At 61.0% G+C, this 22,766-nt stretch carries 26 protein-coding genes; 25 read left to right on the top strand and 1 reads right to left on the bottom strand.

Annotated features, from left to right (window positions below):
* Nucleotides 1–262: 262 nt before the first annotated feature.
* The 11 genes from ACLD1Y_RS27215 (at nt 263) to cspE (ending at nt 7,999) form a co-directional block, all read left to right on the top strand.
* A complete protein-coding gene (locus ACLD1Y_RS27215; RefSeq protein WP_429480787.1) occupies nt 263–1,579 on the top strand; it encodes a flagellar hook-length control protein FliK in 1,317 nt (438 codons plus the stop codon).
* Nucleotides 1,576–1,698 (top strand): hypothetical protein, encoded by a 123-nt coding sequence (locus ACLD1Y_RS27210; RefSeq protein ID WP_429480786.1) that lies wholly within the window; start codon nt 1,576–1,578, stop codon nt 1,696–1,698. The genes ACLD1Y_RS27215 and ACLD1Y_RS27210 overlap by 4 nt, the downstream gene beginning before the upstream one ends.
* Before the next feature lie 234 nt (nt 1,699–1,932).
* Nucleotides 1,933–2,433 (top strand): flagellar basal body-associated protein FliL, encoded by a 501-nt coding sequence (fliL, locus tag ACLD1Y_RS27205; RefSeq protein WP_429480785.1) that lies wholly within the window; start codon nt 1,933–1,935, stop codon nt 2,431–2,433.
* Nucleotides 2,434–2,442: 9 nt separating this feature from the next.
* Nucleotides 2,443–3,411, top strand: a complete 969-nt coding sequence (gene fliM / locus ACLD1Y_RS27200) for a flagellar motor switch protein FliM (RefSeq protein WP_010208755.1) — start codon at nt 2,443–2,445, stop codon at nt 3,409–3,411.
* A 43-nt stretch (nt 3,412–3,454) separates the two neighbouring features.
* A complete protein-coding gene (gene fliN / locus ACLD1Y_RS27195) occupies nt 3,455–3,922 on the top strand; it encodes a flagellar motor switch protein FliN (protein WP_027603860.1) in 468 nt (155 codons plus the stop codon).
* 1 nt (nt 3,923) lies between these two features.
* Nucleotides 3,924–4,355 carry a flagellar biosynthetic protein FliO gene (fliO, locus tag ACLD1Y_RS27190; protein ID WP_429480784.1) on the top strand — a complete coding sequence of 144 codons (432 nt, stop codon included), beginning with the start codon at nt 3,924–3,926 and terminating at the stop codon, nt 4,353–4,355.
* Nucleotides 4,355–5,098 (top strand): flagellar type III secretion system pore protein FliP, encoded by a 744-nt coding sequence (gene fliP, locus ACLD1Y_RS27185; RefSeq protein WP_135291998.1) that lies wholly within the window; start codon nt 4,355–4,357, stop codon nt 5,096–5,098. The genes fliO and fliP overlap by 1 nt, the downstream gene beginning before the upstream one ends.
* A gap of 4 nt (nt 5,099–5,102) precedes the next feature.
* On the top strand, nt 5,103–5,372 hold the full coding sequence (fliQ, locus tag ACLD1Y_RS27180) for a flagellar biosynthesis protein FliQ (protein WP_003214552.1): 270 nt from the start codon (nt 5,103–5,105) through the stop codon (nt 5,370–5,372).
* Between the two features lie 4 nt (nt 5,373–5,376).
* Nucleotides 5,377–6,162 carry a flagellar biosynthetic protein FliR gene (gene fliR, locus ACLD1Y_RS27175; RefSeq protein ID WP_429480783.1) on the top strand — a complete coding sequence of 262 codons (786 nt, stop codon included), beginning with the start codon at nt 5,377–5,379 and terminating at the stop codon, nt 6,160–6,162.
* A 2-nt stretch (nt 6,163–6,164) separates the two neighbouring features.
* Nucleotides 6,165–7,301, top strand: coding sequence for a flagellar biosynthesis protein FlhB (gene flhB / locus ACLD1Y_RS27170; RefSeq protein WP_429480782.1), 1,137 nt, complete (start codon nt 6,165–6,167; stop codon nt 7,299–7,301).
* A 485-nt stretch (nt 7,302–7,786) separates the two neighbouring features.
* The gene (cspE, locus tag ACLD1Y_RS27165) at nt 7,787–7,999 is read left to right on the top strand and encodes a transcription antiterminator/RNA stability regulator CspE (protein ID WP_429480791.1); all 213 of its coding nucleotides are present in this window, start codon (nt 7,787–7,789) and stop codon (nt 7,997–7,999) included.
* 35 nt (nt 8,000–8,034) lie between these two features.
* Here the strand turns inward: cspE and ACLD1Y_RS27160 are convergent, their stop codons facing one another.
* The gene (locus ACLD1Y_RS27160) at nt 8,035–8,289 is read right to left on the bottom strand and encodes a DUF6124 family protein (RefSeq protein WP_429480790.1); all 255 of its coding nucleotides are present in this window, start codon (nt 8,287–8,289) and stop codon (nt 8,035–8,037) included.
* 236 nt (nt 8,290–8,525) lie between these two features.
* Between ACLD1Y_RS27160 and flhA the strand changes: the two genes are divergently transcribed.
* The 14 genes from flhA (at nt 8,526) to ACLD1Y_RS27090 (ending at nt 22,729) form a co-directional block, all read left to right on the top strand.
* Entirely contained in the window at nt 8,526–10,640 is a 2,115-nt protein-coding gene (gene flhA, locus ACLD1Y_RS27155; RefSeq protein ID WP_429480789.1) for a flagellar biosynthesis protein FlhA, read from the top strand.
* Between the two features lie 11 nt (nt 10,641–10,651).
* The gene (flhF, locus tag ACLD1Y_RS27150) at nt 10,652–11,968 is read left to right on the top strand and encodes a flagellar biosynthesis protein FlhF (RefSeq protein ID WP_429480781.1); all 1,317 of its coding nucleotides are present in this window, start codon (nt 10,652–10,654) and stop codon (nt 11,966–11,968) included.
* Nucleotides 11,969–12,072: 104 nt separating this feature from the next.
* Nucleotides 12,073–12,906 (top strand): flagellar synthesis regulator FleN, encoded by an 834-nt coding sequence (gene fleN, locus ACLD1Y_RS27145; RefSeq protein WP_003192912.1) that lies wholly within the window; start codon nt 12,073–12,075, stop codon nt 12,904–12,906.
* Nucleotides 12,903–13,643, top strand: coding sequence for an RNA polymerase sigma factor FliA (fliA, locus tag ACLD1Y_RS27140; RefSeq protein ID WP_135292003.1), 741 nt, complete (start codon nt 12,903–12,905; stop codon nt 13,641–13,643). Before fleN ends, fliA begins: the two co-directional genes overlap by 4 nt.
* Before the next feature lie 168 nt (nt 13,644–13,811).
* Nucleotides 13,812–14,186 (top strand): chemotaxis response regulator CheY, encoded by a 375-nt coding sequence (locus ACLD1Y_RS27135; protein ID WP_162473193.1) that lies wholly within the window; start codon nt 13,812–13,814, stop codon nt 14,184–14,186.
* A gap of 18 nt (nt 14,187–14,204) precedes the next feature.
* Nucleotides 14,205–14,993 carry a protein phosphatase CheZ gene (locus ACLD1Y_RS27130; protein ID WP_429480780.1) on the top strand — a complete coding sequence of 263 codons (789 nt, stop codon included), beginning with the start codon at nt 14,205–14,207 and terminating at the stop codon, nt 14,991–14,993.
* A gap of 11 nt (nt 14,994–15,004) precedes the next feature.
* Nucleotides 15,005–17,200 (top strand): chemotaxis protein CheA, encoded by a 2,196-nt coding sequence (locus ACLD1Y_RS27125; RefSeq protein ID WP_429480779.1) that lies wholly within the window; start codon nt 15,005–15,007, stop codon nt 17,198–17,200.
* Between the two features lie 47 nt (nt 17,201–17,247).
* The gene (locus ACLD1Y_RS27120; RefSeq protein WP_429480778.1) at nt 17,248–18,375 is read left to right on the top strand and encodes a protein-glutamate methylesterase/protein-glutamine glutaminase; all 1,128 of its coding nucleotides are present in this window, start codon (nt 17,248–17,250) and stop codon (nt 18,373–18,375) included.
* Nucleotides 18,375–19,115, top strand: coding sequence for a flagellar motor protein (locus ACLD1Y_RS27115; RefSeq protein WP_429480777.1), 741 nt, complete (start codon nt 18,375–18,377; stop codon nt 19,113–19,115). The genes ACLD1Y_RS27120 and ACLD1Y_RS27115 overlap by 1 nt, the downstream gene beginning before the upstream one ends.
* 145 nt (nt 19,116–19,260) lie before the next feature.
* On the top strand, nt 19,261–20,148 hold the full coding sequence (gene motD, locus ACLD1Y_RS27110; RefSeq protein WP_429480776.1) for a flagellar motor protein MotD: 888 nt from the start codon (nt 19,261–19,263) through the stop codon (nt 20,146–20,148).
* A gap of 51 nt (nt 20,149–20,199) precedes the next feature.
* Nucleotides 20,200–20,988: a ParA family protein gene (locus ACLD1Y_RS27105; protein ID WP_429480775.1), complete on the top strand. Its 789-nt coding sequence runs from the start codon at nt 20,200–20,202 to the stop codon at nt 20,986–20,988.
* The gene (locus ACLD1Y_RS27100; protein ID WP_429480774.1) at nt 20,988–21,773 is read left to right on the top strand and encodes a CheW domain-containing protein; all 786 of its coding nucleotides are present in this window, start codon (nt 20,988–20,990) and stop codon (nt 21,771–21,773) included. The genes ACLD1Y_RS27105 and ACLD1Y_RS27100 overlap by 1 nt, the downstream gene beginning before the upstream one ends.
* Before the next feature lie 80 nt (nt 21,774–21,853).
* Complete coding sequence (locus tag ACLD1Y_RS27095; protein WP_003236843.1) at nt 21,854–22,336, top strand: chemotaxis protein CheW; 483 nt, start codon at nt 21,854–21,856, stop codon at nt 22,334–22,336.
* Nucleotides 22,337–22,729, top strand: coding sequence for a DUF2802 domain-containing protein (locus ACLD1Y_RS27090; protein ID WP_429480773.1), 393 nt, complete (start codon nt 22,337–22,339; stop codon nt 22,727–22,729).
* Nucleotides 22,730–22,766: the final 37 nt, after the last annotated feature.

Genomic DNA, 22,766 nt, shown 5'->3' with positions numbered 1-22,766 from the left:
GCGCGTGGCGGCGGCCCACGGATTCAAGCCGGAGTGAGGGCATGCCGAGCCTAGGCGAGGCACCGAGTGGTGGGGCAAGAGCCTTTTGGTTACTTTTGGGCTCTTTCCAAAAGTGACCCGCCGTAAGGGCGGAACCCTAAGCAGCCGTTACCCAAATAACGGATATGTACCCGACCAAACCGCTAAACCCAAACCTGGCCCGACTCTTGCTCTACCTCCTGATACTGCATCCCCGACCCCCATGCAGTGGAGACCTTTACCTATGCCAGTCGCCCCCAACTCCCTTCTTCAGGCTGCCCCTGCGGCCAAGCCTCAAGCACCCGCTGCCAACCCGCCGGTAGCGGCTGCGGACCCGCGGGACAAGGGCCCTGGCTTCGCTCAGGTGTTCGCCAATCAGGGCGCCAAACCCACGGTCAAAGCCGACGACAACTCGCCCAAACCCGCGCGTGACAAGCCTGCCGACGCCAGCGCCAAGCCGGCAGGCGACGACGACAAACCTGCCGCCAGCAAGCCGGCGGTTGCCGATAGCGGCAATACCTTGCCTGCCAAGCCTGACGACAGCACAAGCAAGGATGACGACGCCCCCGCCGACCCGACTCTGGTGCAGCTGCCACCCGCTGACCCTGTGGTCGACCCGGCCATGATCGCCGCCGTTACCCCGGTGGCCGTGCCGGTGCCTGTGGAAACCCCGGCGCCAGTGGCAGCGAAGGATGACAAGGCTCAGCCGGTCGTCACCGCGCCGATTGCTGCAACCGATGAGCCCAACACCGCCTTCGACCCCGAAGCCGACCCACTGGATGCGATGCCCGCCGTGCGCCTGGCGATGGAGCAGGGTGGCCACGTGTCCGCCAGCAGCCAAGCTCCGGCCAAGACCGCGCCGCCGCCGACCCTGGATCAGCCGACCGCCGCGCAGAACTTTGCCGCTGGCATGGCCAATATGGTTGACCAGCAGGCCGGCAAGGACAGCACCGAGGGTGGCGACAAAGCGTTCAGCGGCCTGATCGAGGGCGGCCTGAAGGATTTGAAAGAAGCCAGCAGCGACACCCGTGTCGATAACTTCGCCGACCGCCTGGCTGCGCTGACCCAGGCCGCCACGCCCAAGACCGCCAACGCCTTGCCGCCGGTGACCAATACCCCGTTGGCCATGCACCAGAGCGGCTGGACCGACGAAATCGTCAACCGTGTGATGTACCTGTCGAGCGCCAACCTCAAGTCGGCGGAGATCCAGTTGCAACCGGCTGAACTCGGTCGCCTGGACATCAAGGTCAACATGACCGCCGACCAGCAGGCTCAGGTCAACTTCATGAGTGCCCACCCGGTGGTGCGTGAAGCGCTGGAAAGCCAGTCAGGCCGCCTGCGGGAAATGTTTGCCCAGCAGGGCATGGGACAGGTGGACGTGAATGTGTCGGACCAGTCCCGTGGGCAGGAGCAGCAACAGCAACAACAGGCGCAGGCCGCTGGTGTGAGTCGCAGTGGTGGGCGTGGCGGCGATAGCGACAGTGGCGCCCATGCCGAGGTGGCTGAAGCGGTCGCGCCAGTGACATCTACCGTGATCGGCTCCAGCNGGCCGCTGGTGTGAGTCGCAGTGGTGGGCGTGGCGGCGATAGCGACAGTGGCGCCCATGCCGAGGTGGCTGAAGCGGTCGCGCCAGTGACATCTACCGTGATCGGCTCCAGCGCCGTTGATTACTACGCCTGATTTGAACGTCGTACAGGCCCAAATGTGGGAGCGGGCTTGCTCGCGAATGCGGTCCATCAGTCACTAATATGCTGACTGACCCATCGCATTCGCGAGCAAGCCCGCTCCCACATGGGGTCCGTTGCGTGGCGGATATCGTCGTACTCTTCCAAATCCACCAGACAACTCTGGCATAACACTTGCTCTTGCCTTTCCGTAGATCTATGAATCCCCGAATAGTGACGGATTATTGGCATGGCGAAGAGCGACGACGCAGCAAAAGCACCCGCAGGCAAAGGCAAGCTCAAGCTTATCCTGTTGATAGTCGTAGGCCTGCTCCTGGCCATCGGCGCCTCAGTGGGGGGCACCTGGTACATCATGCACAGCGGTGCGAGCAAACCGGCACCCGCCGCCGAAGCCGCCACTAACGTCAAGCAACCGGCAATCTTCGAGCCGATGCTTCCGGCCTTTGTCGCCAACTTCAATCAGAACGGTCGTCAACGCTACCTGCAGGTGAGCATCACCTTGCTGGCGCGTAACGCGTCGGACCTGGACGCCCTCAAGGTGCACATGCCCGTGATCCGCAACAACCTGGTCATGCTGTTCTCCGGGCAGAGCTTCGACACCCTGGCCACCCCGGTGGGCCAGGAAATGCTGCGCCAGAAGGTCACTGCCAGCGTGCAGGAAGTGGCCCAGAAGGAACTCGGCAAAGTCGTGGTCGAGCAGGCGCTCTTCACTAACTTCGTATTGCAGTAGGATCACGACATGGCCGTGCAAGACCTGCTGTCCCAGGATGAAATCGACGCGCTGCTTCACGGTGTCGACGATGGTCTGGTACAGACCGAAATGGCTGCCGAGCCCGGCAGCGTCAAAAGTTATGACCTGACCAGCCAGGATCGCATCGTCCGTGGACGCATGCCGACCCTGGAAATGATCAACGAACGTTTTGCCCGCTATACCCGCATCAGCATGTTCAACATGCTGCGCCGTTCGGCGGACGTGGCGGTGGGCGGCGTGCAGGTGATGAAGTTCGGTGAATACGTGCACTCGCTGTACGTGCCCACCAGCCTCAACCTGGTCAAGATCAAGCCCCTGCGCGGCACGGCGCTGTTCATCCTCGACGCCAAGCTGGTGTTCAAGCTGGTGGACAACTTCTTCGGCGGCGACGGCCGTCACGCCAAGATCGAAGGCCGTGAGTTCACCCCCACGGAGCTGCGGGTGGTGCGCATGGTGCTGGAGCAAGCCTTCATCGACTTGAAGGAAGCCTGGCAGGCGATCATGGAAGTCAATTTCGAGTACATCAACTCGGAAGTGAACCCGGCCATGGCCAACATCGTCGGTCCCAGCGAAGCCATTGTGGTGTCCACCTTCCACATCGAACTCGATGGCGGTGGCGGCGACCTGCACGTGACCATGCCGTACTCGATGATCGAGCCGGTGCGCGAAATGCTTGATGCCGGCTTCCAGTCCGACCTCGACGACCAGGACGAGCGCTGGGTCAAGGCCCTGCGCGAAGACCTGCTGGACGTTGATGTTCCACTGAGCGCCACCGTGGCCCGTCGCCAGTTGCGCCTGCGGGACATTTTGCACATGCAGCCGGGGGACATCATTCCCGTCGAATTGCCGGAAGAAATGATCATGCGCGCCAACGGCGTGCCGTCATTCAAGGTCAAGCTGGGTTCCCACAAGGGCAACCTGGCGCTGCAAGTGGTTGAGCCAATCAACCGCCGCTGATTCAAACCTAATTTATGAATGCTTGCTCCGCCGAGGACATGTAATGGCTACCGAACACGAAAACACTTCCGCCGAAGACCAGGCCCTGGCTGACGAATGGGCAGCAGCCCTGGAAGAAACCGGCGATGTTGGCCAAGACGATATCGACGCGCTGCTGGCCGCTGACGCCGCCACCGCGCCGGCCGGTAACCGCCTGCCGATGGAAGAATTCGGCAGCGTGCCGAAGAACAACGACCCGGTGACCCTCGATGGCCCGAACCTGGACGTGATCCTCGACATCCCGGTATCGATCTCCATGGAAGTGGGCAGCACCGACATCAACATCCGTAACCTGCTGCAACTCAACCAGGGTTCGGTGATCGAGTTGGACCGCCTGGCCGGCGAGCCGCTGGACGTGCTGGTCAACGGCACCCTGATTGCCCACGGCGAAGTGGTGGTGGTCAACGAAAAGTTCGGCATCCGCCTGACCGACGTGATCAGCCCGAGCGAACGCATCAAGAAGCTGCGCTGATATGAAACGCCTGATGGTGGGACTGTTAGTAGCGCTGCCATTGGGCGCCATGGCGGCGGAACCGGTAGCTCAGGCTGCGGCGGCTGCACCGGCCAGCCTCGGCGGCCAGTTGACGCAACTGGTGCTGGGCCTGTTGCTGGTGGTGGGTTTGATCTTTGTGCTGGCCTGGCTGATGCGCCGCGTGCAGCGCGTCGGCCCAGGCAACGGCCAGGTGATCGAGCTGGTGGGCTCTCGCGCCCTCGGCCCACGGGACCGGTTGGTGTTGGTGCAAGTGGGTGACGAACAGATCCTGCTGGGCATCACCCCCGGTCGCATCACCCCGTTGCATGTGCTCAAGACCCCGGTCAACGTGGATCAGGCCCAGCCTGCCACGCCAGAATTCGCCCAGCGCCTGATGGAATTGCTGGGCAAGGATCAGAAGGATAAGAAGTAATGCGCGTTTTATTGACGCTCATGCTGTTGTTGGCGGCGCCTTTGGCGCTGGCCGCCGACCCATTGTCGATCCCGGCGATCACCCTGGGCACCAATGCGGCGGGCGCACAGGAGTATTCGGTCAGCCTGCAGATCCTGCTGATCATGACGGCGCTGAGTTTTATCCCGGCGTTTGTCATGCTGATGACCAGCTTCACCCGCATCATCATCGTGTTTTCGATTCTGCGTCAGGCCCTTGGCCTGCAGCAGACACCGTCGAACCAGATCCTCACCGGCATGGCCTTGTTCCTGACGCTGTTCATCATGGCGCCGGTGTTCGACAAGGTGAACCAGCAAGCCTTGCAGCCCTACCTCGCGGAAACCATCACGGCCCAAGTCGCCATCGACAAGGCCCAAGGCCCGATCAAGGACTTCATGCTGTCGCAGACCCGCTCCAGCGACCTTGAGCTGTTCATGCGCCTGTCCAAGCGCACCGACATCGCCACCCCGGACCAGGCGCCGCTGACCATCCTGGTGCCAGCGTTTGTGACCTCGGAATTGAAGACCGCTTTCCAGATCGGCTTCATGATTTTTATCCCGTTCCTGATCATCGACCTGGTGGTGGCGAGCGTGCTGATGGCCATGGGTATGATGATGCTGTCGCCGCTGATCATCTCGTTGCCGTTCAAGATCATGTTGTTTGTGCTGGTGGACGGCTGGGCGCTGATTATCGGCACCCTGGCCGGCAGTTTCGGCGGGGTATAGCGCTATGACTCCAGAAGTTGCCGTCGACCTGTTCCGTGAAGCACTGTGGCTGACCACCATGATGGTGGCGGTGCTGGTGGTGCCCAGCCTGTTGGTGGGCCTGCTGGTGGCGATGTTCCAGGCCGCCACCCAGATCAACGAACAGACCTTGAGCTTCCTACCGCGCCTGCTGGTGATGCTGATCACCCTGATCGTTGCAGGTCCCTGGCTGGTGCAAACCTTCATGGAATACATCCTGCAGCTGTACGGCAGTATTCCCCAGTTGATCGGCTGACCCGATGCAGTCTTTGCTGGCATTGACCGACGTCCAGATCAGCACCTGGGTGGCGTCCTTTATCCTGCCGCTGTTTCGCGTGACGGCGATGCTCATGGCCATGCCGGTGTTCGGCACGACCCTGGTGCCACGCCGCGTGCGCTTGTATTTTGCGGTGGCGATTACCGTGGTGATCGTGCCTGGGCTGCCGCCGATGCCGCCGGTCAATGCCATTGACCTGAGTGCGCTGTTGTTGATTGCCGAGCAGATCCTGATCGGTGCCATGCTGGGGTTTTCCCTCTCGTTGTTTTTTCAGGCGTTCGTGATTGCCGGGCAGATCATTTCGATCCAGATGGGCATGGGCTTTGCGTCCATGGTCGACCCCACCAACGGCGTGTCGGCGGCGGTGATCGGGCAGTTCCTGACCATGCTGGTGACCTTGCTGTTCCTGGCCATGAACGGCCACTTGGTGGCGTTTGAGGTGTTGACCGAGAGCTTCACCACCTTGCCGGTGGGCTCGGGGTTGGTGGTCAATCATTTTTGGGAAATGGTCGGGCGCCTCGGCTGGGTATTGGGCGCCTCCTTGTTGCTGGTGCTGCCGGCGATCACCGCGCTGCTGGTGGTCAACATCGCCTTTGGCGTGATGACCCGCGCCGCGCCGCAGTTGAACATCTTCTCCATCGGCTTCCCCTTGACCCTGGTGTTGGGCATGGGGATTTTCTGGATCGGCCTCGCCGACATTCTCAATCAGTATCAACCGCTGGCGAGCGACGCCTTGCAGTTTTTACGTGATCTGGCACGGGCGCGCTGAGCATGGCCGAGAGCGAGAGTGGTCAGGACAAAACAGAAGACCCCACGGAGAAACGCAAAAAGGACTCCAGGGAAAAGGGCGAGATTGCCCGCTCCAAAGAGCTCAACACGGTTGCCACCATGATGGCCGGCGCGGGCGCGTTGCTGATCTATGGCGGTGGCCTGGCGCTGGACTTGATGGAGTTGATGAAACACAACTTCGCCTTGCCCCGCGAAGTGCTGCTCGACCCCGGTGCCATGGGCCAATACCTGCTGCACTCGGGCAAGATCGCGATTCTGGCGGTGCAGCCGATCCTCATCACGTTGCTGCTGGCGGCGCTGATCGGCCCGGTCGCCTTGGGCGGCTGGCTGTTTGCCGCCGGCAGTATGGCGCCCAAGTTCAGCCGTATGAACCCGGCTGCCGGGCTCAAGCGCATGTTCTCGGCCAAGGCGTTGGTCGAGCTGCTCAAGGCCTTGGCCAAGTTCATCCTGATCCTGTTTGTGGCGTTGATGGTGTTGACGTCTGATATCGACGATTTGCTGCGCATCGCCCATGAGCCGCTGGAGTCGGCGATCATCCACAGCGTGCAGGTGGTGGGTTGGAGTGCGTTATGGATGGCGGCCGGGCTGATCATCATCGCGGCCATTGATGCGCCGATCCAGTTGTGGGAAAGCCACAAGAAGCTGCTGATGACCAAGCAGGAAGTGCGCGACGAACACAAGGACCAGGAAGGTCGCCCAGAGGTCAAGCAGCGCATTCGCCAGCTACAACGCGAGATGTCCCAGCGCAAGATGATGGCCTCGGTGCCCGATGCCGATGTGATTATCACCAACCCGACCCACTACGCCGTGGCCCTCAAGTACGACCCGGAGAAAGGCGGCGCGCCGATGTTGCTGGCCAAGGGCAGCGACTTTACCGCGTTGAAAATCCGCGAAATTGCGGTGGCCAACGACATCCTGCTGTTGGAGTCGCCGGAGTTGGCGCGGTCGATTTTCTACTCCACCGAGCTTGAGCAGGAAATCCCTGCCGGCTTGTACCTGGCGGTTGCGCAGGTGCTGGCGTATGTCTATCAGATTCGCCAATACCGGGCGGGCAAGGGCAAGCGGCCGGATCCGCTCAAGGATCTGCCAATCCCGCCGGAATTGCGCCGGGATTCCTAAGACATTGTGGTGAGCGGGCTTGCCCCGCGCTGGGTGGCGAAGCGGCCCCAAACCCAAGCACCTTGGTCTTTCTGATACACCGCCGCGGCCTTATTGGGGCGGCTTCGCCACCCAGCGCGGGGCAAGCCCGCTCACTACATAATCCACCTACCACTCGTCGTAAGTCTGTGTCTACCTGTCAACTTTGACAGTAGTCAGCCGGCCTGTCTGAAGGTTTCATTGCGATAGGTGCTGCGCAGGATTGGAGAATGGTTTTGAAGGTGGTGAGAGGTACTGTCAAATTTTATGACCAACGAACGGGCCTGGGGTTTATTGCCTTGATGGGCGAGGAGGACGTGCCGGTGGATTTCGAGAGTTCCAATAACGTTCTGCTTGCAGTGGGTCAGCGAGTGGAATTTCAGATGATCCATCGACCCTGCGGCGTGTTTGCGTCCGGCGTCAAAGTAATCCAGCAAGTACGTGATGCAGATGTCAGGAGAGCGGCAATGACAGCAGGCACAGTGAAATGGTTTAACGCGGAAAAGGGGTTTGGGTTTATTAAGCCGGATGATGGGGGGGCAGACGTTTTTGTCCACTATTCGGCCATCAGCAGCGATGGTTACAAGACGCTTGAAGAAAATCAAAAAGTTGAATTCGAGATAACGCAGGGGAAGAAAGGCCCTCAGGCCGCGAACGTCAGCGTCCTACCAGCTTCATGATCGTTCCCGCTGGGCGGTGCAGGAACGATCGGTCATCAGGCCGTTAAGTGCTCGCTATCCTCCAGCACTCTGTCAGCCAGCAGCTTCGCGAGCCCAATCAACTGCGCAACGCCCAGTGCGCCTTCGCGTTTTACCCCGTCCAATTCAAAGGCAAAGTCACTCATCAGTGCCTCGGCCGAGGCGCCTGCCCACTGCGTTTGCAGCGGTGTGCGGAGACTAGAGAGCGGCTTTCCTAGGGGCCACCTCAAAACCTTGTCAGAAATTTCCTCGATAGTACCGGTTATGCGCACATCCAAGTGTGGGAGGGGGCTTGCCCCGATGGCGGTGGTTCAGCCAGCATATCTGGTGCTGATCTGCCGCTATCGGGAGCAAGCCCCCTCCCACATTTATTTTTGCGCACCATCCATGTTCCCGGCGGCCAACGCAAAGTTGGAAGGCTTCTTGCAATACCGCCTTCAAGTCGCCTACTGGCGTCAAAACTTTGCTTCAAGGAACACGAGGAATACCGGTGGTAGATCGCTCTCAAATGCTCAGCACGGCCCGTGGCACCCTGACTGACCTGTCGCGGGGCAATCTGGGTGTGCCGTTGTTGTTGCTGGTGATGCTGGCAATGATGATGTTGCCGATGCCGCCGTTCCTGTTGGACGTGTTCTTCACCTTCAACATTGCCTTGTCCGTCGTGGTGCTGCTGGTGTGTGTGTACGCCCTGCGGCCGCTGGACTTTGCGGTGTTCCCGACCATCCTGCTGGTGGCCACGCTGCTGCGGCTGGCGTTGAACGTGGCTTCGACCCGTGTGGTGATGCTCCACGGCCAGGACGGCCACGCCGCCGCCGGTAAGGTGATCCAGGCCTTCGGTGAGGTGGTGATCGGCGGTAACTACGTGGTCGGTATCGTGGTGTTCGCGATCCTGATGATCATCAACTTCGTGGTGGTGACCAAAGGTGCCGGGCGGATCTCCGAGGTGAGTGCGCGGTTCACCCTCGACGCCATGCCCGGCAAACAGATGGCCATCGACGCCGACCTCAACGCCGGCCTGATCGACCAGAACCAGGCCAAGTCGCGCCGCCTGGAAGTGGCCCAGGAAGCCGAGTTCTACGGCTCCATGGACGGTGCCAGCAAATTCGTGCGCGGTGACGCCATTGCCGGCCTGCTGATTTTGTTCATCAACCTCATTGGCGGCATGGCGGTCGGGATCTTCCAGCACGGCATGACGTTCGGCGATGCGGGCAAGGTGTATGCCTTGCTGACCATCGGTGACGGTTTAGTGGCGCAATTGCCATCACTGTTGTTATCTACAGCAGCGGCCATCATGGTGACCCGTGCCTCGGGCTCCGAAGACATGGGCAAGCAGATCAGCCGGCAGATGTTTGCATCCCCCAAGGCGTTGGCCGTGGCGGCGGCGATCATGGCGATCATGGGTATCGTGCCGGGCATGCCCCACGTCTCGTTCCTCAGCATGGCCGCCTTGGCAGGCGGTGCAGCGTATCTGTTCTGGAAGAAGCAGAACCAGGTCAAAGTCATTGCCCAACAGGAAATCGCCCGCCAGCAAGAACTGCTGCCATCCCCGGCCCGCGCCCAGGAAACCAAGGAGCTTGGCTGGGATGACGTGACCCCGATCGACATGATCGGCCTGGAAGTGGGCTACCGCTTGATCCCCCTGGTAGACCGCAACCAGGGCGGCCAATTGCTCGCCCGGATCAAGGGTGTGCGCAAGAAGTTGTCGCAGGACTTGGGTTTCTTGATGCCCACTGTGCATATCCGCGACAACCTCGACCTGGCCCCCAGCGCTTACCGCCTGACCCTGATGGGCGTGATCCTGGCCGAGGCCGAGATCTACCCGGACCGCGAGCTTGCGATCAACCCAGGGCAGGTGTTCGGCAGCCTCAACGGCATTACCGCCAAAGATCCGGCTTTTGGCCTGGACGCGGTGTGGATCGAAATCAGCCAGCGCAGCCAGGCGCAGTCCCTGGGTTACACCGTGGTGGACGCCAGCACGGTGGTCGCCACTCACCTCAACCAGATCCTGTACAAGCACTCCCACGAGCTGATCGGCCACGAGGAAGTCCAGCAATTGATGGGTTTGCTGGCCAAAGCCTCGCCAAAACTGGCCGAAGAACTGGTGCCGGGCGTGCTGTCGTTATCGCAGTTGCTCAAGGTATTGCAGGCGCTGCTGGCCGAACAGGTGCCGGTGCGCGATATTCGCAGCATTGCCGAAGCTATCGCCAACAACGCCGCTAAGAGTCAAGATACTGCCGCCCTGGTGGCCGCGGTGCGCGTCGGATTGTCGCGTGCAATCGTGCAAAGCATTGTAGGCACTGAGTCTGAGCTGCCTGTGATCACCTTGGAACCAAGGTTGGAACAAATATTGCTCAATAGTATTCAGAAGGCAGGGCAAGGCCAGGAAGAGGGCGTTCTGCTGGAGCCAAGCATGGCTGAAAAACTGCAGCGTTCGTTGATCGACGCCGCACAGCGCCAGGAAATGCAGGGCCAACCGGTGATTCTGCTGGTGGCAGGCCCAGTCCGAGCGATGTTGTCGCGGTTTGGACGCCTGGCAGTTCCGAATTTGCACGTTTTGGCTTATCAGGAAATTCCTGACAACAAGCAAGTGACTATCGTCGCGACAGTAGGGCCCAACGGCTGAGGTAGTGGGTTATGCAAGTGAAGCGTTTTTTCGCCGCCGATATGCGTCAGGCCATGAAACTGGTTCGTGATGAGTTGGGCGCCGACGCCGCGATTATCGGTAACCGTCGTATTGCCGGCGGTGTCGAGCTGACGGCTGCCCTGGATTACACCCCCCAGGCGCTGGCACCGCGTGTGCCGAACATGGAGCTCGAAGACGAGCTGCGCAAGACCGCCTCACGTATCGTCTCGGCCCAGGCCGAACTGAGCATGCGTGGCGACAGCGATGCCACCACCAATCGCCAGTTGTTTGCCGGCCTGCCGCTGACGGCTGCCGAGCCGCTGGTTGAGCCGACGTTCAAGGAACCGCCGCGTCCTGCAGCGCCAGCCCAGGCTGCTGCCGTCGATCAGCGTGTATTCGACTCGATGCGCTTTGAGCTCAATGGCCTGCGCGAGCTGCTGGAAGTGCAACTCGGCTCGTTGGCCTGGACCCAATTGCAAGGCAGCAAGCCGCAACAGGCCAACCTGTGGCGCCGTCTGCAACGCATTGGCCTGTCCGGCCCGTTGTCCCGCGACCTGTTGGCACTGACCACCGAAATCGAAGAACCCCGCCAGGCCTGGCGCATGTTGCTGGCCCATTTGGCGCGCATGATCGCAACCCCGGAAATCGAACCTCTGGAAGAGGGCGGTGTGATTGCCATGGTCGGCCCTGCCGGCATGGGCAAGACCACCACCCTGGCCAAGCTGGCGGCGCGTTACGTGCTCAAGTACGGCGCGCAGAATATTGCGCTGGTGAGCATGGACAGCTACCGCATCGGCGCTCAGGAGCAGCTCAAGACTCTGGGCCGTATCCTCAATGTGTCGGTGACTCACGTCGACCCGGGCCAGTCCCTGGCCAACGCCCTCGACCCACTGCTGCGCAAGCGCGTGGTGCTGATCGACACCGCTGGCCTGCAAGCCAGTGACCCGGCCTTGCGCATGCAACTCGAAAGCCTGGCCGGGCGTGGCATCAAGTCCAAGAATTACCTGGTGCTTGCAACCACCAGCCAGAAACAGGTGCTTACCGCTGCGTACCACAGTTACAAGCGCTGCGGGCTGGCCGGTTGCATCCTGACTAAACTCGATGAAACCGCGAGCCTGGGCGAAGTGCTCAGCCTTGCCATCAGCCATGAATTGCCGGTCGCCTACCTGACCGACGGGCCGCGGATTCCAGATGATTTGCATCTGCCGCGCCGTCACCAATTGGTCAGCCGGGCGGTCAGCGTGCAAATGCAAGACGAGCCTAGCGAGGAAGCGATGGCCGATATGTTCGCGGACCTGTATCACAACCCGGCCAAGCGCGTGGGCTGAGCAACACGAACACAGTGCACTGTATCTACATCGATGGTCTGCAAGCGATTCACGCGGCCAAGCCATGTAGCCTGCGACTAAGCAAGACAAGGTAACGGAATAAAATGGGCAGCATGCATCCCGTACAGGTGATCGCGGTGACCGGCGGCAAAGGTGGCGTCGGGAAAACTAACGTGTCAGTGAATTTGTCCCTGGCCCTGGCAGAGCTTGGCCGTCGTGTCATGCTGCTGGATGCTGACCTGGGGCTGGCGAACGTTGACGTTCTGCTGGGACTGACGCCCAAACACACCCTCGCCGATGTGATCGAGGGCCGTTGTGAGCTGCGCGATGTGCTGCTCCAGGGGCCCGGTGGCATCCGCATCGTACCGGCCGCTTCGGGCACCCAGAGCATGGTGCACCTGAGCCCGGCCCAACATGCCGGCCTGATCCAGGCCTTCAGTGATATCGGCGACAACCTCGACGTGCTGGTGATCGACACCGCCGCCGGGATCGGCGAGTCCGTGGTCAGCTTCGTGCGCGCCGCGCAAGAAGTCCTGCTGGTGGTCTGCGATGAACCCACCTCGATCACCGACGCCTACGCCTTGATCAAACTGCTTAACCGCGACTACGGCATGAACCGCTTCCGCGTGCTGGCCAACATGGCCCAGAGCCCGCAGGAAGGTCGCAACCTGTTCGCGAAGTTGACCAAGGTCACGGATCGCTTCCTCGATGTCGCCTTACAATACGTCGGCGCAGTTCCCTATGACGAGTGTGTGCGCAAGGCCGTGCAAAAGCAGCGTGCGGTCTACGAAGCGTTCCCTCGTTCCAAATGCGCACTGGCGTTCAAGGCCATTGCCCAGAAGGTCGATACCTGGCCGTTGCCTGCCAACCCTCGGGGGCATCTGGAGTTTTTCGTCGAGCGATTGGTGCATCAGACGAGCGCAGGACCCGTGCTATGACAGCGACCGGCTACAACGCGTACAAGAAGTCTGCCCGTGACAGCCAGGGCGAGTTGATCGAGCGTTATGCGCCGCTGGTCAAGCGCATCGCCTATCACTTGCTGGCCCGCCTGCCCGCTAGCGTGCAGGTCGAAGACTTGATCCAGGCCGGCATGATCGGCTTGCTCGAAGTGTCGACCAAATACGATGCGAGCAAAGGCGCGAGTTTCGAGACGTATGCGGGTATCCGTATCCGTGGCGCGATGCTCGATGAGGTGCGTAAAGGTGACTGGGCGCCGCGTTCGGTGCATCGCAATACGCGCATGGTCAGTGACGCAATTCGCGCAATTGAAGCAAAAACCGGTCGCGACGCTAAAGATCACGAAGTTGCGGCCGAACTCCAATTGAGTCTCGACGATTACTACGGGATTTTGAACGATACCTTGGGCAGCCGCCTGTTCAGTTTCGACGACCTCTTGCAGGACGGCGAACACGAAGGGCTGCACGAGGATGGCGCGAGTGCTCATCTTGAGCCGTCGCGCGACCTGGAGGATGAACGCTTCCAGGGGGCGTTGGCGGACGCGATAGCCAATTTGCCGGAGCGTGAGCGACTGGTGTTGGCGCTGTACTACGACGAAGAGCTGAACCTCAAGGAAATCGGTGAGGTCCTGGGGGTCAGCGAGTCGCGGGTCAGCCAGTTGCACAGCCAGTGCGCAGCCCGCTTGCGGGGGCGTTTGGGAGAGTGGCGAGCGCGCTGACAGGCAGTGTGGGGACACTGCAGACAAGACCGTGATCGCCCTGGGCGTTTGCGGGTTTGCTCCGTGGTGCCCTGGGCAGTCCTTTTTGTGTAATGCCTGTTGATTGAAATGGCGCGTCCAGGTGCTGGGCGCGTTTAAGACTGCTTGGAGGTCGAATTGGACAAGAACATGAAAATCCTCATCGTTGATGACTTCTCAACGATGCGGCGGATCATAAAAAACCTGTTGCGTGACCTTGGGTTCACTAACACGGTCGAGGCGGATGACGGCATTACGGCGATTCCGATCCTCAACAGCGGGAGCATCGACTTTCTGGTAACGGACTGGAACATGCCAGGCATGACCGGTATCGACTTGCTGCGCCACGTGCGCGCTGACGAAAAGCTGCGCAACCTTCCTGTGCTGATGGTGACCGCCGAAGCCAAGCGTGAACAGATCATCGAAGCCGCCCAGGCTGGGGTAAACGGTTACGTGGTCAAACCTTTCACTGCATTGGCGCTGAAAGAGAAGATCGAAAAAATCTTCGAACGCATCCACGGCTAATGCCATCGCGGGGGAGCTATGGAGCATAAAGAATCATCCCAGGGCGACTTTGAGTCGACCCTGAAAAAGCATGCTCACCAGTTGGTCGACAGCCTTGAAAAAGGCCAGTTCGGCGACGCGGTGCAGTTGATCCATGAGCTCAACCAGACCCGTGACCGCGGCCTGTACCAGGAAGTGGGCAAGCTCACACGCGAGCTGCACAGTGCGATCGTCAATTTCCAGATTGACCCGCATATGCCCCAGGCCGAAGAAATTTCCCAGATCACGGATGCCACCGAACGCCTGTCCTATGTGGTCAGGCTGACTGAGGCGGCGGCCAACCGCACCATGGACCTGGTGGAAAACGCCACGCCCCTGGTCAATGGCATGGCCACTGAGGCACAGGCTTTGAGCCACGACTGGGGCCGCTTTATGCGCCGCGAAGTCGGGGCTGAAGAGTTTCGTGAACTGGCACGTCGGGTCGAAGGGTTCTTGTCACGCAGCGAGCAGGAAAACCGCACGGTTTCCAGCAACCTCAACGACATTCTGCTGGCCCAGGATTACCAGGACCTCACCGGCCAGGTGATCAAGCGCGTGACCCAACTGGTCACCGAAGTGGAAAGCAATTTGCTCAAATTGGTGCTCATGGCAGGCCAGGTTGACCGTTTTGCCGGCATCGAACATGACCGCGCAGCGATCCTCTCGGAAAAAGATCCACAAAAACATCTCGCCAAGGGTGAAGGTCCGCAGATTCATGCCGATAAACGTGAAGACGTTGTATCGGGTCAAGATGATGTCGATGACCTGTTATCCAGTTTAGGCTTCTAAGGAGCACCCACATGAGCTTCGGCGCCGATGAAGAAATCCTTCAGGATTTCCTTGTAGAGGCCGGCGAAATTTTAGAGCAGTTGTCCGAGCAACTGGTCGAGCTGGAAAGCCGACCGGATGATGCGAACCTGCTCAATGCAATTTTTCGCGGTTTTCACACTGTAAAAGGGGGCGCCGGCTTCCTCCAGCTCCATGAGCTGGTGGAGTGCTGCCACATCGCCGAGAACGTGTTCGACATCCTGCGCAAGGGTGAGCGTCACGTCGATTCGGAATTGATGGACGTGATTCTCGAAGCACTGGATGCGGTCAATGGCATGTTCAGCGAAGTACGCGAACGTGCCCCGATCACGGCGGCTACCCCGCAACTGCTGGCCGCCCTGGCACGTTATGCCGAGCCGGCCGACACCTCGGCTGCGCCTGCGGTCGAAGCGGTGGCGGAGCCTGTGGTTGAGGCGCAGCCGGATGTGACTGATCACGAGTTCGAACAGCTGCTCAACTCCCTCAGTGCCGTCAAGGCCGAGGCAGAAGCGCCAGCCGTTGCTCCCGTGGCCGCGCCGACCAGCGAAGACATTACCGACGCAGAATTTGAATCCCTGCTCGACCAGTTGCACGGCAAAGGCCAGTTCGCTGCCGACGCCGTGCCACCGGCCGCTGTCGTGGAAGCCCCGGCTGCCAGCGCCAGCACCGACATCACCGACGACGAATTCGAAGCGTTGCTCGACCAACTGCACGGCAAGGGCACCTTTGTGGCCGATGCTTTGCCTGCGGTCGCCGCCACTGCCGCTGCACCTGCTGTTGCAGAACCTGCGGGCGACGGGCTGATCTCCGATCACGAATTCGAGTCCCTGCTGGACGAATTGCACGGCAAAGGCAAGTTCACCGAAGTAGCCCCGGCCGCTGCGGTGGCCACGGCTGCACCAGTTGCCGCCAAGCCTGCCGCCGCCAAGCCCGCTCCAGCCCCGGTTGCTCCAGCTGCCGCTCCGGCTCCAGCACGTGCAGCGGCTGCGGCACCGGTCGCGGAAAAACCTGCCAGTGAAGCCGAAACCACCGTGCGGGTTGATACCGCGCGCCTGGACGACATCATGAACATGGTCGGCGAACTGGTGCTGGTGCGTAACCGCCTGGTACGCCTGGGTTTGAGCAGTGGCGATGAAGCGATGCAAAAGGCCGTGTCGAACCTCGACGTGGTGACTGCCGACCTGCAAACCGCCGTGATGAAAACCCGGATGCAGCCGATCAAGAAAGTCTTCGGCCGCTTCCCACGCCTGGTTCGTGACCTGGCGCGCCAGCTCAAGAAAGAGATCAACCTGGAACTGGTGGGCGAAGAAACCGACCTCGACAAAAACCTTGTCGAGGCTCTGGCCGACCCGCTGGTCCACTTGGTACGCAACGCCGTCGACCACGGCGTGGAAACCCCGGAAGAACGCGAAGCCTCGGGTAAATCCCGTGGCGGCAAAGTGATCCTGGCGGCGGAGCAAGAAGGTGACCACATCCTGCTGTCGATTACCGATGACGGCAAAGGCATGGACCCGACCATCTTGCGCAATATTGCAGTCAAGCGTGGCGTGATGGACAAGGACGCCGCCGACCGCCTGACCGACACCGAGTGCTACAACCTGATCTTCGCCCCTGGCTTCTCGACCAAGACCGAGATCTCCGACGTGTCGGGCCGTGGCGTGGGCATGGACGTGGTGAAGACCAAGATCAGCCAGCTCAACGGCTCGATCAATATCTACTCGACCAAGGGCCAGGGCTCGAAGATCGTGATCAAGGTGCCGTTGACCTTGGCGATCATGCCGACCCTGATGGTGATGCTGGGCAACCAGGCGTTCGCTTTCCCGTTGGTCAACGTCAACGAGATCTTCCACCTCGACCTGTCGCGCACCAACGTGGTGGACGGCCAGGAAGTGGTGATCGTGCGCGACAAGGCGTTGCCACTGTTCTACCTCAAGCGCTGGCTGGTGGCTTCGGCCAAGCATGAAGAGCAGCGCGAAGGCCATGTGGTGATTCTCTCCGTGGGCACCCAGCGCATCGGCTTTGTTGTTGACCAGTTGGTTGGCCAGGAAGAAGTGGTCATCAAGCCTTTGGGCAAAATGCTGCAGGGAACCCCGGGCATGTCGGGTGCGACCATCACCGGTGACGGTCGGATCGCGCTGATTCTCGATGTTCCGAGCATGCTCAAGCGTTACGCCGCTCGGCGTATTTGATTCTGGTGGGGTAGGGCGGTTTGCCCGCCCCGCCTAACGGAGTGTTTATGGCAGTCAAGGTCCTGGTGGTGGACGATTCGGGTTTCTTCCGCCGCCGCGTCTCGGAAATTCTTTCCGCCGATCCAAGCATCCAGGTGGTCGGTACGGCCACCAACGGTAAAGAGGCGATTGATCAAGCCATTGCGTTGAAACCGGACGTGATCACCATGGACTACGAGATGCCGATGATGGATGGCATCACGGCAGTTCGGCACATCATGCAACGCTGCCCAACCCCGGTATTGATGTTCTCCTCGCTGACCCACGAAGGCGCCCGGGTCACCCTGGATGCGCTGGACGCCGGCGCGGTGGACTTCCTGCCGAAGAATTTCGAAGACATCTCGCGCAACCCCGAGAAGGTCAAGCAACTGCTGTGCGAGAAAGTCCACAGCATTTCCCGCAGTAACCGTCGCAGCCTGTTCAGCACGCCAGCACCCGCACCGACACCTGCTCCGGTTGCTGCACCGACGTCATCGTTCGGTCGCCCGGCCCCCGCGCCGGTTGCACGCCCAGCTGTGGCGCCTGTTCGCGCGGCGGCTCCGGCGGCGGCTCACTCGCCTGCGCCGAAACGCAAAGCCTATAAGCTGGTGGCTATTGGTACGTCCACGGGCGGCCCGGTTGCCCTGCAACGTGTGCTGACCCAGTTGCCGGCCAACTTCCCGGCGCCGATCGTGCTGATCCAGCACATGCCTGCCGCGTTCACCAAGGCCTTCGCCGAACGCCTGGACAAGCTGTGCCGCATCAGCGTCAAGGAAGCCGAGGATGGCGACATGCTGCGTCCTGGCCTGGCGCTGCTGGCCCCGGGTGGCAAGCAGATGATGGTAGATGGCCGTGGCGCGATCAAAATCCTGCCGGGCGATGAGCGCCTGAACTACAAGCCATGTGTGGATATCACCTTCGGTTCGGCAGCCAAGTCCTACGGTGACAAAGTTCTGGCGGTGGTCCTCACCGGCATGGGCGCCGACGGCCGTGAAGGCGCGCGCCTGCTCAAGCAGGGCGGCAGCGCGATCTGGGCCCAGGACGAAGCCAGCTGCGTGATCTATGGCATGCCCATGGCCATCGTCAAGGCAGACCTGGCTGACGCCATCTACAGCCTGGACGACATCGGCAAGCATCTGGTGGAGGCCTGCCTCTGATGGATGTCTTGAGCCTGATCGGCATCATCATGGCGTTTGTCGCGATCATTGGCGGCAACTACCTCGAAGGCGGCCACTTGGGTGCCCTGGCCAACGGCCCGGCGGCGCTGATCGTGATCGGTGGCACCGTGGGCGCGGCGTTGTTGCAGTCGCCCCTGAGTTCGTTCAAACGCGCCATGCAGATTGCGGTCTGGATCATTTTTCCGCCGCGCGTGGACCTGGCCGGCGGTATCGATCGCGTGGTCAACTGGAGTCTCACCGCCCGCAAGGAAGGCCTGCTGGGCCTGGAAGGCGTGGCCGATGCCGAACCCGACAGCTATGCGCGCAAAGGCCTGCAATTGCTGGTGGACGGCGCCGAGCCGGAAGCGATCCGCAGCATCCTGGAAGTGGACTTCTACACCCAGGAAAGCCGCGATATCAACGCGGCAAAAGTGTTTGAAAGCATGGGCGGCTACGCGCCGACCATCGGCATCATCGGTGCGGTGATGGGCCTGATCCACGTGATGGGCAACCTGGCCGACCCTTCGCAATTGGGCAGCGGTATTGCCGTGGCGTTTGTTGCCACCATTTACGGCGTGGCCAGTGCCAACCTGGTGTTGTTGCCGGTGGCCAGCAAGCTCAAGTCGATTGCCATGCGCCAGTCGCGTTATCGCGAGATGCTGCTCGAAGGCATCTTGTCGATTGCTGAGGGCGAGAACCCGCGCTCCATCGAATTGAAGCTCCAGGGCTTCATGGATTGATGCGTATGACCATCCCTGTAGGAGCGAGCTTGCTCGCGAAAATCGTCAACGATAACGCGGGTATCCTGGAAGATCGCAGTGTCTGTGGGTTTTTCGCGAGCAAGCTCGCTCCTACAGGGGGTGTGTATTGTGGGGGGAACTGCCTGTGAGCCGTCGCCGTCGCGAGCCTGAAGAACACGTCAACCACGAACGGTGGCTGGTGTCCTATGCGGACTTCATCACCTTGCTGTTCGCGTTTTTCGTGGTGATGTACTCCATCTCGTCGATCAACGAAGGCAAGTACAAGGTCATTTCCCAGGCGCTGATCGGGGTGTTCAACGACGCTGACCGCGCCCTCAAGCCGATCCCCATCGGCGAAGAACGGCCCAAGACCGTCACCCCGGCCAAGCCGTTGGTCAACGACAGCGATGAAACTGCCGCTGGCGTGGGCGGCACCAGCGACCCGCTCAAAAGCATCGCCGATGACATCAGTGCCGCGTTTGGCGACCTGATCAGCTCCAACCAGATGACCGTGCGCGGCAATGAGTTGTGGGTAGAGATCGAGCTCAATTCCAGCCTGTTGTTCGCCAGTGCCGACGCGCTGCCCAGCGACCAGGCGTTCACCATCATCGACAAGGTGGCGGCGATCTTGCGGCCGTTCGAGAACCCGATCCACGTCGAAGGCTTTACCGACAATTTCCCCATCAGCACTGCGCAGTACCCGACCAACTGGGAACTGTCCTCGGCACGCGCCTCAAGCATTGTGCGCATGCTCGCGATGCAGGGTGTAAACCCCGGGCGCCTGGCCTCGGTGGGGTATGGCGAGTTCCAGCCGGTGGCCAATAACGCCACGGTGGAAGGCCGTGCGAAGAACCGCAGGGTCGTGCTGGTGGTGTCGCGCAATCTGGATGTACGCCGCAGCCTGACTGGCACCGGCACCGCCAATGCAACACCGGACGCGGCCTTGAAGCGTGCTGGCACACAAACTGCACCGGCTCCTGCAAAGCCGCCGGTTCGTCAGGGCACCGTCAATACTCCGTCACCGGCTCAATAACCTAATGCAATGTCTCGGTCGCGCCTGTGCCCGCCGGGAGGAACCAACCGAATGAGAGTCTGGGCAGTTGCCAATCAAAAAGGTGGGGTCGGCAAGACCACCACCTCCATCGCCCTCGCTGGCTTGCTGGCCGAGGCGGGCAAGCGCGTGGTCGTGGTGGACCTGGACCCCCACGGTTCCATGACCAGCTATTTCGGCTATGACCCGGATGCGCTGGAACACAGCAACTACGACCTGTTCCTGCACAAGGGCAGCGTACCGGCGGACCTGCCGGGGCAACTGCTGCTGCCCACCAGCAACGAAAGCATTTCCCTGCTGCCGTCCAGTACCGCCCTGGCCACCCTTGAGCGCCAGTCGCCGGGGCAGAGCGGGCTGGGCCTGGTCATCGCCAAGACCCTGGCGCAACTGTGGCAGGACTTCGACTACGCGATCATCGACAGCCCACCGTTGTTGGGTGTGCTGATGGTCAACGCCTTGGCGGCCAGCCAGCAGTTGGTGATCCCGGTACAGACCGAGCACCTGGCGGTCAAAGGCCTGGAGCGGATGGTCAGCACCCTGGCGATGATCAACCGTTCGCGCAAGCAGGCGCTGGCGTACAGCATCGTGCCGACCTTGTTCGACCGCCGTACCCAGGCGTCCCTCGGCACCCTGCGCGTATTGCGCGACGCCTATCCCGAGACGATCTGGAACGGCTACATCCCGGTGGACACGCGCCTGCGTGACGCCAGCCGCGCCGGCCTTGCGCCGTCGCAGTTCGACCCGAAAAGCCGTGGTGTGCTCGCCTACCGCGCATTACTCAAACACCTGCTGTCCCAGCAGCTTGTGGCGCAGGTGGCGTAATGAACCGGCCCATCGAATTCAAGACCCGGCCCCAACTGGCACTGGAATCCTATCTGGATGCGTTGCTCCAGGACGCGACCGCAGAAGAACTGCCTGAGCCGATCCTGGTGCTTGAACCGGTCGCTGCCCTGGATGAGTTCCAGCTGGCTGTGCTCGAAGAGCAAGCCCGCGATGCGAAAGTGGTGTCGATCGTTGCACCGGTGGTGGTGCCGGTTGCGCCGGTGATCGTAGCGCCGGCAGTGGTCGAGCCGGTGGTGGAAGTGCACCGCCCGCCGAGCATCACGCCGCCGCCAGTGACCGGTGATGATCGCCCGGCATGGGCCGCCGAGCCGTTCGAATGCCTGCTGTTCGACGTCGCCGGGCTGACCCTGGCGGTGCCGCTGGTGTGCCTGGGTTCGATTTACTCCTTGGAGGGCCAGGAGCTGACGCCACTGTTCGGGCAACCGGAATGGTTCCTCGGCATCCTGCCCAGCCAGGCGGGTAACCTCAAAGTCCTCGATACCGCGCGTTGGGTGATGCCCGACCGTTACCGCGACGACTTCCGCCAGGGCTTGCAGTACGTGATCTCGGTGCAGGGCTACGAGTGGGGGTTGGCGGTGCATCAAGTCAGCCGCTCGTTGCGCCTGGACCCGAACGAAATCAAATGGCGCAGCCACCGGGGCCAGCGGCCTTGGCTGGCGGGCACCGTGATCGAACATATGTGCGCGTTGCTGGACGTCGCCGAACTGGCCGAGTTGATCGCCAGCGGGGCCGTCAAGTCGATGCCACAGAACAAACACAGTTGATTGAACAATAGAGCCGTGCGCAAGTACGGCCAATGAAGCACACACGCCGTACGTAAACGGCATTTGAAGGGGTCAGGGGTATGAACAAGTCAGCGTCCGCACAAGGTTTGGATGATCCGATCCTGCAATGGGTGACCTTCAAACTGGACAACGAGTCCTATGGCATCAACGTGATGCGCGTGCAGGAAGTGCTGCGCTACACCGAAATCGCTCCGGTACCGGGTGCGCCAAGCTACGTGTTGGGTATCATCAACCTGCGCGGCAACGTGGTGACTGTGATCGACACCCGCCAGCGTTTTGGCCTGGTACCGACCGAAGTCAACGACAACACCCGTATCGTCATCATCGAAGCCGACAAGCAAGTGGTCGGGATCATGGTCGACAGCGTGGCCGAAGTGGTTTACCTGCGCCAATCGGAAGTGGAAACCGCGCCGAACGTGGGTAATGAAGAATCCGCCAAGTTCATCCAGGGCGTGTGCAACAAGAACGGCGAACTGCTGATTCTGGTTGAGCTGGACAAGATGATGAGCGAAGAAGAATGGTCGGATCTGGAGAACATCTGATTGTTTCTTGAAGCTGTGGTAATTGTCCTGGCCCTGCTGTGGGCCGGGACGCTGGCATTTGTGCTGCGCTACATGCGCCAGCAGCGCGAATTGGCCTTGCAACAGGCCGAGCGCGACGCTGTGCGTGATCGGCGTGTGTTGGAGTTGGTCAAGCGTGTCGATCACTACCAGCAAAGTGCGGTGAAGGTCGGGGATGAGGTGCATGAACTGCGCGCCATTCTCGCGCCGTTGCCCGATAAGCTGGCGCAGATTGAGCAGCGTGACCCGTCCAGCCTGTCATTTGCCCAGGCGGCGAAGCTGGTGGGCATGGGCGCGACGGTGGATGAGCTGACCCAGTCGTGCGGCCTGACCCAGGCTGAGGCGCAGTTGATGAGCAAGTTGCACAAGGGCTGATCCCAGGTTGTACCCTGATCAAAATGTGGGAGCGGGC

This window comes from Pseudomonas sp. 18175 (assembly GCF_050432925.1).
Taxonomy (GTDB): Bacteria; Pseudomonadota; Gammaproteobacteria; order Pseudomonadales; family Pseudomonadaceae; genus Aquipseudomonas.
This window is presented reverse-complemented; position numbering and strand designations above follow the sequence as displayed.